The following is a 1242-nucleotide window of genomic DNA, read 5'->3' as shown; positions in this document are numbered from 1 at the left end:
TGAACTGGTCAAGTAATCCCAGACACCGATTACGGTGTTTATGCCGCTTTTTGCTCCATGGCTATTGGCGACAGGTAGTTGTTGTAGCTGTGGAGCCTGGTGCGGTTGTAGTACATGAAGAAGCGCACCATATCGGTTTGGGCCTCTTCGATCAGGCTGTAGCCGCTGCGAGGCACCCACTCTGACTTCAGCGTGCCAAAAAAACGCTCTGTCGGAGCATTGTCCCAGCACTGCCCGCGATGACTCATGCTTTGCAAAATGCCGTGGCGACTCAGTTCTTCTTGAAACTTGCGGCTGGTGTACTGACAGCCCTGATCCGAGTGAAACATCAGCCCCGCAGGACACGCTCGTACCTCTGTCGCCATGCGTAGCGCCTTGCTGACCAGGTTGGCGTCATTGACCAGGGAAAATGCCCAGCCGATGACCCTTCGAGCATACAAATCGATGACGATGGCCAGGTGAACCCAGCGTTTGCCCACCATCAGACTGGTCACGTCGCCACACCAAACCTGATCGATGGCAGTCGGTTTGAAATTACGCTTGAGCCGATTGGGCGCGACAAATGCCTCCACGCCTTTGGATCTGAATGGGTGAGGCTGGCGTTGTTTACTGACAATGTTGGCTTCCCGCATCAGCGCTCTGACCAAGCTCCTTCCAGCTGCAATATTCTGGGATTTCAGGCTCTTGCTGATCATTCTGGAGCCCATGGCTTCGCGACTTTCGCTGTGCAATTCAACCACTTTGAGCTTGAGCTCTTCACGTCTGATCTGCGGCTGGGTTCGCCGCTGAAGCCACTCATAAAAGCTGCTGCGCTTCACATCAAAAACACGACACACCACGGCCGTCGGAAATGACTCTCTTAGCTCTGCGATCATCGAAAACGATCGGGATCCGACATCAAGAGAGCGGTAGCCTTTTTTAGGATCTCAGCTTCCATCTCCATGCGCTTGATCTTGGCTTTGAGTTCCTGGATCTGGCGCTGATCTTCGGTAATCGCCTTAGTGCCCTTGACTGGCTGACCCTCGCGCTCCTTGCGCACCTGATCGACCCAACGCCGTAAAGCGGTAGGCCCGATATCCAGCGATGCACAAACGTCTGGAACCGGACAGTTATCATCGAGCACCATGCTGGCAGCATGCAGCTTGAACTCGCGGGTGTAGACCTTTCTTTCGTTCATGGAACCTCCAAGTTGGCGAAATCATATCGCCCTTAAGAGGTGTCCGGAATTATTAGGCCAGTTCA

The 1242-nt window shown here is 53.9% G+C and carries 2 protein-coding genes; both read right to left on the bottom strand.

Features of this window, described 5'->3' with window-relative positions; all coding sequences use genetic code 11:
• Positions 1 to 38 precede the first annotated feature (38 nt).
• On the bottom strand, positions 39 to 875 hold the full coding sequence (locus tag ACLD1X_RS29115; RefSeq protein ID WP_429373728.1) for an IS3 family transposase: 837 nt from the start codon (positions 873 to 875) through the stop codon (positions 39 to 41).
• Positions 872 to 1177, bottom strand: coding sequence for an IS3 family transposase (locus ACLD1X_RS29110; protein ID WP_008047186.1), 306 nt, complete (start codon positions 1175 to 1177; stop codon positions 872 to 874). Before ACLD1X_RS29110 ends, ACLD1X_RS29115 begins: the two co-directional genes overlap by 4 nt.
• Between the last annotated feature and the right edge of the window lie 65 nt (positions 1178 to 1242).

The organism is Pseudomonas sp. 18173, from assembly GCF_050432945.1.
In the GTDB taxonomy this organism is placed as follows: domain Bacteria; phylum Pseudomonadota; class Gammaproteobacteria; order Pseudomonadales; family Pseudomonadaceae; genus Aquipseudomonas.
The sequence above is the reverse complement of the archived record's forward strand: the minus strand, read 5'-3'. Positions and strand labels throughout refer to the sequence as shown.

Excerpts from the sequence above, each read along its gene's own strand:
- ACLD1X_RS29115 (WP_429373728.1), bottom strand. The coding sequence starts at position 875 with ATGATCGCAGAGCTAAGAGAGTCATTTCCGACGGCCGTGGTGTGTCGT.
- ACLD1X_RS29110 (WP_008047186.1), bottom strand. The coding sequence starts at position 1,177 with ATGAACGAAAGAAAGGTCTACACCCGCGAGTTCAAGCTGCATGCTGCC.